The organism is Clostridioides sp. ZZV14-6154 (assembly GCF_020657785.1).
Taxonomy (GTDB): domain Bacteria; phylum Bacillota; class Clostridia; order Peptostreptococcales; family Peptostreptococcaceae; genus Clostridioides.
Genome location: NZ_JAGWCY010000075.1, coordinates 1 through 318 on the forward strand (window position 1 = coordinate 1; position 318 = coordinate 318).

1 pseudogene is annotated in these 318 nt (G+C 30.5%); it reads left to right on the forward strand.

The features are described 5' to 3' along the window. Positions 1 to 32 precede the first annotated feature (32 nt). Positions 33 to 318 (forward strand): annotated as a pseudogene (locus KGF45_RS20585) (RNA-guided endonuclease TnpB family protein); the annotation flags it as partial.

A 318-nucleotide genomic window follows, 5' to 3' on the forward strand; every position in this document is an offset into this window, starting at 1 on the left:
ATGTATCCTCTAAAGCTACTAAACAAGCTATTATGAATGGAGATAAAGCCTTTAAAGACTTTTTTAAAGGTGCTAAAGGCTTTCCTAAGTTCAAGAAAGAGAAAAATCAAGATGTAAAAGCATATTTCCCTAAGAATAATAAGACTGATTGGACTATTGAAAGGCATAGGGTCAAAATACCTACTCTTGGGTGGGTAAGACTAAAAGAATTTGGATATATACCAACAAATTCAATAGTTAAAAGTGGTACAGTAAGTCAAAAATCTAATAGATACTATGTATCTATATTAGTTGAGGAAGATGATATTCAAGTATCTA